This is a genomic window from Variovorax boronicumulans (assembly GCF_009811375.1).
Lineage (GTDB): Bacteria > Pseudomonadota > Gammaproteobacteria > Burkholderiales > Burkholderiaceae_C > Variovorax > Variovorax boronicumulans.
The window spans coordinates 405006-416830 of sequence record NZ_BKDH01000002.1 but is presented as its reverse complement, the minus strand read 5'-3'; the positions used below and the strand labels follow the sequence as shown (position 1 = coordinate 416830).

12 protein-coding genes are annotated in these 11825 nt (G+C 70.4%); 6 read left to right on the top strand and 6 right to left on the bottom strand.

All coding sequences use genetic code 11. The features are described from left to right. Positions 1–30 precede the first annotated feature (30 nt). The 3 genes from VHAB30_RS21785 to VHAB30_RS21775 form a co-directional block, all read right to left on the bottom strand. Complete coding sequence (locus VHAB30_RS21785) at positions 31–600, bottom strand: hypothetical protein (RefSeq protein ID WP_159278591.1); 570 nt, start codon at positions 598–600, stop codon at positions 31–33. 85 nt (positions 601–685) lie between these two features. Next, positions 686–1414, bottom strand: a complete 729-nt coding sequence (locus tag VHAB30_RS21780; RefSeq protein WP_159278590.1) for an RNA pseudouridine synthase — start codon at positions 1412–1414, stop codon at positions 686–688. Continuing rightward, complete coding sequence (locus VHAB30_RS21775) at positions 1411–3093, bottom strand: MBL fold metallo-hydrolase (protein WP_159278589.1); 1683 nt, start codon at positions 3091–3093, stop codon at positions 1411–1413. The genes VHAB30_RS21780 and VHAB30_RS21775 overlap by 4 nt, the downstream gene beginning before the upstream one ends. A 110-nt stretch (positions 3094–3203) precedes the next feature. On the opposite strand from VHAB30_RS21775, the gene VHAB30_RS21770 reads away from it, so the two are divergent. Then, entirely contained in the window at positions 3204–4208 is a 1005-nt protein-coding gene (locus VHAB30_RS21770; RefSeq protein WP_095743580.1) for a Bug family tripartite tricarboxylate transporter substrate binding protein, read from the top strand. Here VHAB30_RS21770 and VHAB30_RS21765 read toward each other — a convergent pair whose 3' ends face one another. The 3 genes from VHAB30_RS21765 to VHAB30_RS21755 form a co-directional block, all read right to left on the bottom strand. Next, positions 4209–5042 carry a TorF family putative porin gene (locus VHAB30_RS21765; protein WP_159278588.1) on the bottom strand — a complete coding sequence of 278 codons (834 nt, stop codon included), beginning with the start codon at positions 5040–5042 and terminating at the stop codon, positions 4209–4211. It abuts the gene before it with no gap. Between the two features lie 50 nt (positions 5043–5092). After that, positions 5093–6040, bottom strand: a complete 948-nt coding sequence (locus VHAB30_RS21760) for a DMT family transporter (RefSeq protein WP_159278587.1) — start codon at positions 6038–6040, stop codon at positions 5093–5095. Between the two features lie 80 nt (positions 6041–6120). Then, a complete protein-coding gene (locus tag VHAB30_RS21755; RefSeq protein WP_159278586.1) occupies positions 6121–6888 on the bottom strand; it encodes a GntR family transcriptional regulator in 768 nt (255 codons plus the stop codon). 167 nt (positions 6889–7055) lie between these two features. On the opposite strand from VHAB30_RS21755, the gene VHAB30_RS21750 reads away from it, so the two are divergent. The 5 genes from VHAB30_RS21750 to VHAB30_RS21730 are packed head-to-tail and all read left to right on the top strand — an operon-like array spanning position 7056 to position 11821. Next, positions 7056–7283, top strand: coding sequence for a DUF3311 domain-containing protein (locus tag VHAB30_RS21750; RefSeq protein ID WP_159273847.1), 228 nt, complete (start codon positions 7056–7058; stop codon positions 7281–7283). Next, a complete protein-coding gene (locus tag VHAB30_RS21745) occupies positions 7280–8755 on the top strand; it encodes a sodium:solute symporter family protein (protein ID WP_159278585.1) in 1476 nt (491 codons plus the stop codon). Before VHAB30_RS21750 ends, VHAB30_RS21745 begins: the two co-directional genes overlap by 4 nt. 38 nt (positions 8756–8793) lie before the next feature. Next, positions 8794–9996: an amidohydrolase family protein gene (locus tag VHAB30_RS21740; RefSeq protein WP_159278584.1), complete on the top strand. Its 1203-nt coding sequence runs from the start codon at positions 8794–8796 to the stop codon at positions 9994–9996. Then, positions 9993–11306, top strand: coding sequence for a cyanate transporter (locus VHAB30_RS21735; protein ID WP_159278583.1), 1314 nt, complete (start codon positions 9993–9995; stop codon positions 11304–11306). The genes VHAB30_RS21740 and VHAB30_RS21735 overlap by 4 nt, the downstream gene beginning before the upstream one ends. 20 nt (positions 11307–11326) lie before the next feature. Continuing rightward, the gene (locus tag VHAB30_RS21730; RefSeq protein ID WP_159278582.1) at positions 11327–11821 is read left to right on the top strand and encodes a nucleoside deaminase; all 495 of its coding nucleotides are present in this window, start codon (positions 11327–11329) and stop codon (positions 11819–11821) included. Positions 11822–11825 lie beyond the last annotated feature (4 nt).

Genomic DNA, 11825 nt, shown 5'->3' with positions numbered 1-11825 from the left:
GCGGCACGTGCCGCTCGCCGGCCGCAACGCTCAGCGCGTGAACAGCCAGCCGCCCTTGGGCTGGCGCATCAGTTCGTGGCGCTTGATCGCGCGCTCCTCGCCGTCGTCGCCCACGTAGACCACGTCGAAGCGCAGCAGCCGGGGCGACACCAGCTTCCAGTTCTGGATGCGCTGCACCGTCACGCAGGCGGTCTTGTCGTGGTACTGCATCTCGGCCATCGGCCCGCCCTGGAAGCCCGTGCCGTCGAACAGCCGGCCGGGCGCCGCGAAGGGGTTGAGCACCGCGCCGTTGCGCGCCGTGATGCAGCCTTCGGTGCGCAGGAAGGATTCGATGGTCGGCGACGCGCTCCCCACCACCTTGCCCACCGCGGGGCTCGGGGGCTTGCCGCCGACGGCTTCGCGGATGCGCTCCACCTGCACCGCGGTGATCGGTGCGAGGCCGTCCTTGGAAACCACGGCGGGTGGGGCGGCTGTTGTCGCTTCGGTCGGCGAACCGACCGGCGCGTCGGGGAACAGCAAGGCCGTGAGGTAGCTGCAGCCCGCCAGCAGCGTCAGGGGCAGGGTGCAGGCCAGGGTGCGGATCGGTGTGCCGAACTTCATGGTGCTGGTATCTCCCGTGTGCGGCGCGGGGCCGCTGTCTTCAGGTGGCAGTTTGCGGTGCTGCCTCGTCGTCCTCAAGCCGCTTTCAAAAACGCTCGTTCGGTGCCAGGTAGCGCCACTGGCCCGGCTGCAGCCCGGCCAGCGAGACGCGGCCCACGCGCAGGCGCCGCATGGCGACGATGCGCAGGTTCACGCCGTCGCAGATGTGCGCGATCTGCCCGGGCCGCGCGCCCTTCAGCGCAAAGCGCAGGCCGGTCTGCTCGGGCGACTGCCGGCCGATGCTCACGCGCGCGGGCGAACGCTCCAGCCGCGCCAGCACCTCGGGGCTCACCGGGCCGGCCACGTCGACCATCACTTCGTGTTCGAGGATGCCCGCGTCTTCCTGCAGTTTGCGCTCGATGCGCCATTCCTGCGTGTAGGCCACGAGGCCGCTGGCGCCAGTTTCGAGCGGCGTCATGCAGCGCTGGCCGCGCGCATGCGCCGGCAGAAAACGCTGGCCCTCGCGCTCGGGCTCGTGGTGGTTGGCGGCCACCAGCAGCTGGTGGGCGTTGTCGGTCGGCATGCCGGCGGGCTTGTAGAGCACCATCGTCACCGGCACCACGGGCTCGGGCCGCGCACCGGCGGCGATCTCGACCTGCTGGTGCGGCTGCACGCGCGACTGCGGCAGCAGGGCGGGCACGCCGTCCACGCGCACCGCGCCGTTCTCGATCAGCAGCTCGGCCTCGCGGCGCGACACCTGGGCCATCGCGGCCACGCGCTTGGCCAGGCGCACGCCTTCGTCGTCGGGCGCAGAGGGGCGGTTCGAGCGGTTCATCGCGCGTCGGCCAGTTGCCGGATGCGTGCCACGTGCGCCGCCAGCGAACGCGCCGCCACCGGCCACATGCGCTCGGGCACGTCGTCGTAGGCGAGCGGCAGCCACTGCTCGGGCGTGCCGTCGGGCAGCCGCTGCATCGCGGCGGCGATCTTGGCCTCGCGCTTGAGGCGGTGCGCCTTCAGGTGCGCGATGGCGGTGCGCGCAAAGCCGATCACGTAGCCGTGCGCCGGCAGGATGAAGTCGATGCCGCCGGCCGCGCAGGCCGCGTCGAGCTTGTCGAGCGAATCGAGGTACGCCGTCATGTCGCCGTCCGGCGGATCGACCACCGTCGTGCTGCCGTTGAGGATGTGGTCGCCCGAGAACAGCAGGCCGTCTTCTTCGAGCACCAGGCACAGGTGATTGGCCGCGTGGCCGGGCGTGTGGATGGCGCGCAGCGTGTGCGTGAGCGGCGTGCCGTCGGGCGCGGTGCCCGAGAGCTCCAGCCGTTCGCCGTCGGCCAGCTCGCGCTCGGCACTGAAGCGCGCGGTGGAGCGGGCCGTGGGCGCGGACGACAGCCCGAGGATCGGCGGCTTGCGCCCCGCCGCGCACAGCGCCTGCAGTGGCGCGGCGCCCGGCGAGTGGTCGGCGTGCGAATGCGTGCAGACGATCAGGCGGATGTCGCCTTGCGTGGCTTCCATCAGCCGCGCCAGGTGCGTCGCGTCGTTCGGGCCCGGGTCGATCACGAGGTAGCCGGTGGCCGCGTCGCCCACGAGATACGTGTTGGTGCCCGGGCCGGTCATGGCGCTGGGGTTCGGCGCGGTGAGGCGCTGCACGTTCCTCAGCAGCGCCACGGGTTGCGTGCTCTGCCAGTCGAGCGCATGCGCGATCTGGCCGTCGGGGCACACCAGCGCGAGCTCGCCGAAGGGCGACTCGTGTTCCATGTAGCGCGCGTCCTCGCCCTTGAGCAGGCCGGCGCGCGGGCAGCTGGTCCACAGCGGCTTCTCCTGGCCGTCGGCACCGGGCGCGCAGGCCGCGAGCACCGCATCGACCGTCGCGTAGGCCGCCATGCGCTGCAGCGTGCGGATGGTCGGGAAGATCATGAAGAAGCTGCCCGCCTCGTGGCGCGCCAGCGCGTCGGCCGGGCGCACCCAGCAGGGCTCGAACTGCTCGCTCTCGTCGGCCGTGGGCTCCTGGCCCTCGGGCATGCGCGCCACCAGGAAGGGCACGTCGAAGCGCTTGGGCAGGTCGCGGTCGGTGATCCAGTGCGCGAAGGTGAAGACCTGGTCGGCCGACAGCACCAGGCCGCGCGCGGCGCACTGGTCGGCGAAGGCCGTGCCGGCGGTGGCGTTGCGGTCCATGGCGGCGACCTCGCCGGCGCTCACCGCGCGGCCGTCGGCGTGGCGGGCCAGCAGGATGCCGAGTTCTTCGAAGGCCTCGCGGATCGCGGCGATGGCCTGCGTGTGCTGCGTGTCGCTTTGCGTGGCGCGGCGTGCCGCGATGCGCGCGGCGGCGGCGTCGGCCGCGTCGATGTGGCCCCCCGGAAAGACGTAGGCACCGGGTGCGAAGCTCGCGGTGGCCGAGCGGCGGGTCATCAAGACCTCCAGGCCGGTGTCGGTGTCGCGCAGCAGCAGGACGGTGGCGGCGGCGCGCACGGGCACCGGTTCGCGATGGGTGTGGAGTTGTTGTGTGGGGCGGACCATGGAGCGATTATGGAGAGGCAAGGGGCGCGGTGCATAAGCACATGTGCAAACAGATATCAGCCGCGCGCCACAATCGGCGCCTGCACCGTCCGCCTCGAAGAAAGACCGACATGGCCCATTCTCCCTTCCCGCGTCGCGCCCTGCTGGCCGCTGGCGCCTTGCTCTGCACCGCCGCCGCATCGACCCTGGCGCTGGCCCAGCCCGACTGGCCGCAACAACCCGTCACACTGATCATGGGCTTCCCGGCCGGCTCGGGCGTCGACGTGGTCGCCCGCGCCATCCAGGAGCCGCTGTCGCGCCAGCTCGGCAAGCCCGTGATCATCGACTACAAGTCGGGCGCCGCCGGCAACATCGCCAGCGAGTACGTCGCCCATGCCAAGCCCGACGGCTACACGCTCTCGTTCGGCACCGCCGCCACGCACGGCAGCAATGCGGCGCTCTACAAGAAGCTGCCCTTCGACGTGGAGGCCGACTTCGTGCCCGTGGCGCCCGTGCTCGACGTGTCGAACGTGCTCACCATCAACCCCGACGTGATCAACGTGCGCACGCTCAAGGAGTTCGTCGAGCTGGTGAAGGCCAACCCCGGCAAGTACAACTACGCCTCCACCGGCAACGGCGCGGGCACGCACATGGCCTTTGCCGAGTTCAACTCGCGCCTGGGCCTGAACATGGTCCACGTGCCCTACAAGGGCGGCCCCGAGGCCATCACCTCGGTGGTGCGCGGCGAGACCTGCTGCATCATGAACCAGGTACAGACCGTGCTGCCGCACTACAAGGCCGGCAAGGTGCGCCTGCTGGGCGTGACCACCGCCACGGCGGTGCCGGCCGTGAAGGAGGTGCCGACCATCGCCTCCAGCGGCCTGCCCGGTACCAAGGGCTTCGACAGCGCCATCTGGTTCGGCATCTTCGCGCCCAAGGGCACCGACGCCCATATCGTCGACAAGCTCAACGCCGCCGTGAAGACCGTGCTCGAGCAGCCCGAGATCCGCGAGCGCTTCGAGAGCCAGGGCAACACCGTGCGCATCGAGTCGCCCGCGCAGTTCAAGAAGACCGTGCACGCCAACCGCGTGAAGTGGGCCGAAGTCGCCAAGGCGGCGAACATCAGCATCGACTGATCAGAGCGTCTTGGTCAGCGTGAGGATGAAGCGCGCCTTGTTCGGCGAGTAGGTCGTCTGGCCGAAGGTGCCGAACTCGGGGATCTCGATGCCCGGGTTGGCCACTGAAACGTACGAACTCTTCTTGTTGGCGCCCTGCACCGAGCCCGTGAGCGTGAGGCCGCTGCCGAAGTCGTAGGTCGCGCCGACGTTGTAGTCGACGTAGCTCCTGTAGCCCAGGCTGCGGATGTCGCTCGACATGTTCGTGTAGCCCACGGCCGCCTTCAGCGTGACCTTGGACACGATCTCCTTGCTGTAGGCCAGGTTCAGGTAGCCGGTGTTGCGGCCCGTGCGGCCCGAGCCGGTCTTGGCGCCGGCATAACCGAAGTAGTCCTTCGACACCGTGTGCGAGTACTTCAGCGTGAACGAGCCGAGCGTGGCGTCGGTGTAGCCCGCGCTGGCGTACAGCTCCGTCGTGTTGCCCGTCGAATTGCCCGGGTACAGATAGGTGAGGGCGCCGACGTCCATGTCGAGCGGGCCGGCCTTGAACTTGTAGCCGCCGTAGAGGTCGCTCTCCAGGCTGTTGCCCTTGAGCCAGTTGACGCTCGAATTCCAGTTGCCGACGTAGAAGCCACTGTCGCCGAAGGCGTAGTCGAAGCCGCCCTGCACGGCGGGCTTGAAGCCGCGGGTCTTGGCGTAGTCGTTCTTGCCCAGCATGTCCTGGTCCTGGCCGCGGAACTTGTAGTTCGTGGTCAGCGCCACGTTGCCCGTGAGCTGCGCATTGGCGAGCATCGGCAGGGCGAACAGGGTGGGAAGAACGAGCACCGGCAAGGCGGTGCGAAGGAGGTGTTTCATCGAAAGAATTCGCTAACGGATGGAGGAGCCGGCAGCGTAGAAGCGCGGGTCTAAAAGCCGCGTAAAAAACGAAGGCCCCGGCGCAAAAGTTGTGTGTCGGGCAGCGTCATCGCGACCACGCCCACCACCACGCAGGCCAGCCCGATCCATGCCGTGGCCGCCAGCGTCTCACCCAGAAACACCACACCGATCGTCACGCCGATGGGCACGCGCAGATAAGCCTGCGCCGAGGTCGACATCGGCCCCAGCGTCTTGATCAGCCGGAAGTAGATCGTGAAGGCCAGCGCCGTGGAGAGCACCGCCAGCGCCAGCACGGCGAGCATCGAGGCGGCGGAGGGGGCGAGCGTCCAGGGCCTGTCGATCGCCAGGCTCGCGGGCACGAGCAGGGCTGCGCCGCTCAGCAGCGAACCGGCCGCGGGCACCATCGGGTCCAGGCCCTTGAACACGCGGCCGAACATCGCGGCGCAGCCGTAGCAGACAGCGGCCACCACCAGCGCCAGCTGTGCCAGCAGCGAATGCCCCAGCCCCTGCAGCGCCTCGAAGCCCACGATCAGGCAGATGCCCGCCAGCCCCGCTCCCACGCCGAAGAGGCGCTGCAACGTGGGCTTGCCCGCCCCGCCCAGGCCCCACCCCAGCAGGAAGATGAAGATCGGCGAGGTCGAGTTGAGGATGGTTGCCAGCCCCGCATCCACGCTGCGTTCGGCCCACGCGATCAGCGTGAACGGCAGCACGCTGTTCAGACCAGCCTGCAGCACGAAGCGCCGCCATGTCGCGCCATCTTTCGGCAAGCGCACGCCGCGCAGGCGCAGCACCGCGAGCAGCAGCAACCCGGCGATCAGGGTGCGTGCCGCGATCAGCGTGACCGGCGGGATCGTCGCCACGCCGAGCTTGATGAAGGTGTACGAGGCGCCCCAGCAGGTCGCGAGCACCGCGAGCAGCGCCCATTCGAAGGCAGGGGCGTGGGGTCGGACTGAGGCGGCGAGCGGGGTCGTTGGCATGGTGCGCCGATCTTCGCGAGACCGGCCCCTCGACACTTCGCTGGTGGACGAAGTGTGGGCGAAACGTGGGCGCGAAAGCCTCAGTGACCGTGCCCGTGGCTTCGCGCCGGCGCAGCGCCGTTCAGCAGCGCCGCCAGGTCGACTTCCTGCTCCGCCGCCGCCCCTGCGATCACGCGTTGCTCCAGCTCGTCCAGGTGCTCCAGCGCCACGGCCAGCGCGGCGTCGAGCGAGTCGCCCATGAGCGCTTCGATGATCTGTTCGTGCTCGCGCGGCGCGCAGCTCGCGGCCTCGGCCGAGTCGTACAGCGCCTTGTACAGCTCGGTGTTCGCAATCAGTCGCCGGATGTACGACAGCAGCTCGTCGCTGCCCGCCATCTGCGCCAGCAGCAGGTGGAAGTCGCCGGCCAGGCGGATCGCGTCCTCGCGCCGGCCTTCCTTGAACGCCTTCTGCTCCGCCTGCACGTGCTTGCGCAGCGCGGCCACCTGCTCGCGCGCCAGCCGACCGAACAGCGTGGCGACCAGCCCGGCCTCCACGATGCGGCGCGCGCGGTAGATGCCGCGCATGTCGTCGATCGACGGGTTGGGCACGAAGGCGCCGCGGTTGTGCTCCAGCACCAGCCGCTTCTCGGAGCCCAGCCGCGCCAGCACCTTGCGCACCGCGCCGCGCGTGCAGCCCAGCGCCTCGGCCAGCGCACGCTCGCGCAGCGGCGTGCCGGGGCGCAGCTTGCCGCTGAGCAGCGCCTTGGACACGGCGGCGTAGACGCGCTCGTCCACGTTCGTGTCGTCAGCGGACTCGATGGGTTCAGTCGAAGGGGCGGGCGCGGCGGATCGGCGGGTGGCGGCAGGCATGGGCCTGCGGATTATTGCCTGCACCCCGCCACCTCCGGGAAAGCCCCCGGATTGACGCGGCCCGCCGGGCTTCGTACCATTCGCGCCGTTTGGTTAACCAAAATATATAAAATGGTTAACCAAAAGAAGATCGAATTTCCAACCACCCGAACACACAGAGACATCCCATGAAACTCGCCAAATGGCTGGCCCTGCTGCCGGTCGCCGCCTTCTTCAGCGGGGGATGGCTGTCGTCCGTCGCGCCCACCTTCGTGCTCGGCATGCCCTTCCTGATGGTCTGGAACGTGAGCTGGCTGGTGCTGACCTCGCTGGTCATGGTGGTCATCGACCGCGCCGAGGGCGACCTCGATGCGCAAGACGCGCAGGCCGCCCAGGCCGCAGGAGACGCGCGATGAACGCCGCACTCGGCGTGATCGCGCTGTTCGTGGCCGGCGCCCTCGGCCTGGCCGTGCTCGCGCGCCGCGGGCGCACCATGAGCCTGGAGCAATGGGCACTGGGCGGGCGCGGGCTGGGCACGATCATGGTGTTCCTGCTCATGGCGGGCGAGTCGTTCTCGACCTTCACCTTCCTGGGCGCCAGCGGCTGGTCGTACAGCAAGGGCTCGCCGGCCTTCTACATCCTGGCCTACGGCGGCCTGGCCTACCTCATGGCCTTCTGGATGCTGCCGGCCATCTGGCGCTACGCCACCGCGCACAAGCTGGTGTCGTTTTCCGACTTCTTCGCCCACAAGTACGACAGCCGCCCGCTCGGCGTGCTGGTGTCGGTGGTCGCGCTCATGGGCATGGTGGCGCTGCTCACCATCCAGCTGCGCGGGCTGGGCATCATCGTGTCGGAGGCCTCGTACGGCTCCATCGCGCCGCAGGTCGCGATCTGGATCGGCACGCTGGTGATGGTGAGCTACATCCTGTTCTCGGGCATCCACGGCTCGGCCAGCATCGCCATCGTGAAGGACATCCTGATCCTCGTGCTCGCCGTGTTCCTGGGCGTGTACCTGCCGTGGCATTACTACGGCGGCGTCACGCCGATGTTCAGTGCCATCCACGCGGCCAACCCCAGCTTCTTCGAGTTTCCGAAAGAGGGCCTGAACCTCACCTGGTACAACTCGACCATCCTGCTCACGGCGCTGGGCTACTACCTGTACCCGTTCAACCTGACCTCGGTGTATGCCGCCCGCAGCGCGAGCGCGGTGCGCCGCAACACCATCCTGATGCCGCTGTACCAGGTGGTCATCGCCTTCCTGTTCCTGGTGGGCTTCGCGGCCATCCTGCAGGTGCCGGGGCTCAAGGGCTCCGAGGTCGACCTGGCCCTGTTCGGCCTCGTGAAGCACACCTTCGACCCGTGGTTCGTCGGCGTCATCGGCGGCACGGGCGTGCTCACCGCGCTGGTGCCGGGCTCGATGATCCTGCTCACCGCTTCCACCGTGATCGGCAAGAACGTCTACAAGGAAGGCTTCGCGCCCCATGCCACCGACAAGCAGGTCTCGCGCGTGGCGCGCGGCGTGCTGCCCGTGTTCGCGCTGGTCGCCGTGTACTTCGTGCTGCGCGGCGGTACCACCATCGTGGCCGTGGCCATCTTCGCGTCGAGCCTGCTCACGCAGCTGCTGCCCTCGCTGCTGTTCAGCCTCATGAAGAAACCCTTCGGCAGCAAGCACGCCGCCTTTGCGGGCATCCTCGCGGGCGGTGCGGTGCTGGCCTTCACGATGACCACCGGCGCGAACCTCGGCACGCTGTTCCCGGCGGCGCCCGTGGTCTTCAAGTCGCTCAACACCGGGCTGGTGGCGCTGGCGGTCAACGCGCTGGTCTTCGTGGCGGTGGCGCTCGTCACGCCGCGCGTGCTGCCGCGCACCGTGGCGGCGCAACCCGCCTGACCGGTCTTCTCTTGCCCCTGACCCACGAACGAAATCGAATGACCCAGCTCCTGATCCGCAACGTGCGCCCCCTGGGTGCGTCTCCTGTCGATGTGCGCGTGCACGACGGCCGCATCGCCGAGATCGGCGCGGCGCTGACCGCACCGGCCGGCGCCACCGTCGAAGACGGCGAGGGCGCCTTGCTGTTGCCCGGCCTCGTCGAAGGCCATACCCACCTCGACAAGACCATGTGGGGCATGGACTGGTACCGCAACGAGGTCGGCACGAACCTCACCGACAAGATCGAGAACGAGCGCGCCTTCCGCCACGCCAGCGGGCACGACGCCGCCGCGCAGTCGCTGGTGCTGGCCAAGGCCTTTCTCGCGCTTGGCACCACGCGCCTGCGCACGCATGTCGACGTCGACACCCAGGCCGGCCTGCGCCACCTCGAAGGCACGCTGCGCACGCGCGAGACGCTGCGCGAGGTGCAGCAGATCCAGGTCGTCGCCTTTCCGCAGTCGGGCCTGCTCGGGCGTCCCGGCACGGCCGAGCTGCTCGACCAGTCGCTGGCCCTGGGCGCCGACGTGCTCGGCGGCCTCGACCCCTGCGCCATCGACGGCGACCCCGTGAAGTCGCTCGACGTGCTCTTCGGCATCGCCCACAAGCACCAGCGCCCCGTCGACATCCACCTGCACGAGCCCGGCGCCATGGGTGCCTTCTCGCTCGAGCTGATCCTGCAGCGCACCGAGGCGCTCGGCATGCAGGGCCAGGTGGCGATCAGCCACGGCTTCTGCCTGGGCGACGTGAGCGAACGCGAGCGCGACGCGCTGCTCGCGCGCATGGCCAAGCTCGGCGTGGTGCTCATCACCAGCGCGCCGGCTTCGCGCAACGTGCCGCCGCTCATGGCGTGCCGCGCCGCCGGCGTCACCGTGCTCGGCGGCAACGACGGCATCCGCGACACCTGGTCGCCCTACGGCAACCCCGACATGCTCGAGCGCGCCATGCTCATCGGCCTGCGCTACAACCTGCGCCGCGACGACGAGCTCGACGTGGCGCTCGACACCGTCACGCATTCCGGCGCGCGCGGCTGCGGCTTCGCGGCCTACGGGCTCGATGTGGGCTGCCGCGCCGACCTCGTGCTGGTCGACGCGCAAACGCCCGCGCAGGCCGTGGTGAGCCGCCCCGTGCGCAAGCTCGTGGTGTCGGGCGGCCGCGTGGTCGCGCGCCACGGCACGCTCGTGCCCGGCGCCGTGCCCGCGTGAGCCGCGCCGCCTCTTCCGCCTCCGACAACCCGCGCACCGGCGCGGGCCCGGTCTTCTTCGCCTGCGTGGTCGTGCTGGTGGCGCTCAACCTGCGCGCCTTTCTCACGTCGAGCAGCCCCTTGCTCGAACCGATCCGCGCCGCGACCGGCATCGGCTTCCATGCCGTCGCGTTGCTCACCGTGCTGCCGATGTTCGCGATGGGCGCGGTGTCGCTGTCGGGCGCGGCCGTGGGCCAGCGGCTGGGCGCGCGCGGCGGCATCGCGCTCGGGCTCGGCGCCATCGCGCTGGCCTGCGCCGGCCGCTACGTGGCGGGCGGCGCCGCGGCGCTGCTGTGGAGCGCCGCGCTCGCGGGCGCGGGCGTGGGGCTGGTGCAGGCGCTCATGCCCGGCGTGGTCAAGCAGGCCTACCCCGCGCGGCTCGGTCTCATGACCGGGCTCTACTCGGCCGCCATCATGGGCGGCGGCGGGCTCGGTGCCATGGCCAGCCCGTGGCTCGCGCGCGCCGTGGGCGGCGATGCCCAACTCGACTGGCACGCCGGCCTCGCGATGTGGGCGGTGCTCGCGATCGTGGCGCTGGTGGCGTGGCTGCGCGGTGCGCGGCAGCTGCCGTCTGCGTCGTCATCCGTGCGCGCCGCCGACCCCTCGCTCGACCGCGCCTGGCTGCGCTGCTTCGGCCACCGCCGCGCGTGGCTGCTGGCGCTGTGCTTCGGCCTCATCAACGGCGGCTACACCAGCCTCGTCGCGTGGCTGCCGCATTACTTCCATGCCGAGCGCGGCTGGACGGCGCAGCAGGGCGGCGCCGTGCTCGCGCTCATGACGCTGGCGCAGGTCGTCGGCGCGCTCACCTTGCCGGCGCTCGCGCGGCGCGGCGGCCAGCGCGACCTGCGGCGCTGGCTGGTCGGCGCGCTGCTGGCGCAGCTCGTGGGCTTTGCGGCGCTCGGGCTTGCGCTGCCCGTGCCGGCGGCCGTCATCGCCGTCGTGCTCGGCGCCGGTTTGGGCGGTGCGTTCTCGCTGTGCATGGTGCTCGCGCTCGACCACCGGCCCGACCCCGCGCAGGCTGGTGCGCTCGCGGGCTTCATGCAGGGCGTGGGCTTCATGATCGCGGCGCTCGCGCCCTTCGTCACCGGCTGGGTGCGCGAGCAGACCGGCGGCTTCACCATGGCCTGGGCCTACCTGGCCGCCGTCACCGTGTTGCTGCTGCCCGCCGTGCTGCGTTTCGACCCGCGCCGCTACGCGAGCGCCACCGCCGGCCTGTTCGGCGTGCAGGCTGCGCCCGCGCCGTCCCCCATCGACCAGGCCCGCAAGGCTTGAGACCCCAGGAGATCCGACCCATGTACCAAGAACACTTCATGCAACGCGCCCTGGCCCTCTCGGCCCGGGCACTCCAGGAACCCGGCACCGAGCCCTTCGGCGCGGTCGTCGTCAAGAACGGCGAGGTGGTGGGCGAGGGCTTCAACCACTCCGTCGCGCACCACGACCCCACCTCGCACGGCGAGGTCGAGGCCATTCGCGATGCCTGCCGCCGGCTGGGCACCGTCGACCTGTCGGGCTGCGAGCTCTACACCTCGTGCGAGCCCTGCGCCATGTGCGTGGCGGCCATGCACATCGCGGGCATCGGCCAGCTGTACTACGCGGCCACGCTCGCGCAGTCGGGCGAGGCATTCCAAGGCGTGACCGTGGCGGCGCGCCACCCCATCGACGTCGACGTGCTGCGCACCGAAGCCGGCGCACCGCTGGCCGCGCGTGCGCAGCCGGCCGAACAGAAGATGGACGCCGAAGCCGTGCGCATCCTGTCGGCATGGGCCGAGCCGCGGCGCGGCGACTGAAGCG

Excerpts from the sequence above, each read along its gene's own strand:
- VHAB30_RS21785 (WP_159278591.1), bottom strand. The coding sequence starts at position 600 with ATGAAGTTCGGCACACCGATCCGCACCCTGGCCTGCACCCTGCCCCTG.
- VHAB30_RS21780 (WP_159278590.1), bottom strand. The coding sequence starts at position 1,414 with ATGAACCGCTCGAACCGCCCCTCTGCGCCCGACGACGAAGGCGTGCGC.
- VHAB30_RS21775 (WP_159278589.1), bottom strand. The coding sequence starts at position 3,093 with ATGGTCCGCCCCACACAACAACTCCACACCCATCGCGAACCGGTGCCC.
- VHAB30_RS21770 (WP_095743580.1), top strand. The coding sequence starts at position 3,204 with ATGGCCCATTCTCCCTTCCCGCGTCGCGCCCTGCTGGCCGCTGGCGCC.
- VHAB30_RS21765 (WP_159278588.1), bottom strand. The coding sequence starts at position 5,042 with ATGAAACACCTCCTTCGCACCGCCTTGCCGGTGCTCGTTCTTCCCACC.
- VHAB30_RS21760 (WP_159278587.1), bottom strand. The coding sequence starts at position 6,040 with ATGCCAACGACCCCGCTCGCCGCCTCAGTCCGACCCCACGCCCCTGCC.
- VHAB30_RS21755 (WP_159278586.1), bottom strand. The coding sequence starts at position 6,888 with ATGCCTGCCGCCACCCGCCGATCCGCCGCGCCCGCCCCTTCGACTGAA.
- VHAB30_RS21750 (WP_159273847.1), top strand. The coding sequence starts at position 7,056 with ATGAAACTCGCCAAATGGCTGGCCCTGCTGCCGGTCGCCGCCTTCTTC.
- VHAB30_RS21745 (WP_159278585.1), top strand. The coding sequence starts at position 7,280 with ATGAACGCCGCACTCGGCGTGATCGCGCTGTTCGTGGCCGGCGCCCTC.
- VHAB30_RS21740 (WP_159278584.1), top strand. The coding sequence starts at position 8,794 with ATGACCCAGCTCCTGATCCGCAACGTGCGCCCCCTGGGTGCGTCTCCT.
- VHAB30_RS21730 (WP_159278582.1), top strand. The coding sequence starts at position 11,327 with ATGTACCAAGAACACTTCATGCAACGCGCCCTGGCCCTCTCGGCCCGG.